1 pseudogene is annotated in these 340 nt (G+C 65.0%); it reads right to left on the minus strand.

The annotated features are described in order from the left end of the window. Positions 1 to 224 (minus strand): annotated as a pseudogene (locus EN862_RS35275) (cytochrome C oxidase subunit III); the annotation flags it as partial. Positions 225 to 340 lie beyond the last annotated feature (116 nt).

Below are 340 nucleotides of genomic sequence, written 5' to 3' on the forward strand. Positions count from 1 at the left end.
ATCAGAAGCAGGGTGACGATGGTGCCCGGCCAATGGTTGGGTTGCGGTGCGCCGAGCGGCCATTCGGACCATGACAGCGCCAGGTAAAGATAGGCGCCGGCCGCCAGCGCGAAGCCGGTGCCTTCCAGCGCCATGAAGCCGAGCGTGCCCCACCATGTCGGGCTGCGCGGACCAACCCCAAAGCTCGGCAGGGTTGAAAGATCGGCGACGGGGCGCTGCTTCATTCCTCGTCCTCCGGATCGCCTTTCGGCCAGAACCATCCGATTAAAGTGACGGCGATTGGCACCGCGCCCCAAACGATCGCCCACGGCGTGAAGATCGAGTAGAGGAAGGTGGCGCC

This window comes from Mesorhizobium sp. M2E.F.Ca.ET.219.01.1.1, assembly GCF_004016445.2.
GTDB lineage: Bacteria > Pseudomonadota > Alphaproteobacteria > Rhizobiales > Rhizobiaceae > Mesorhizobium.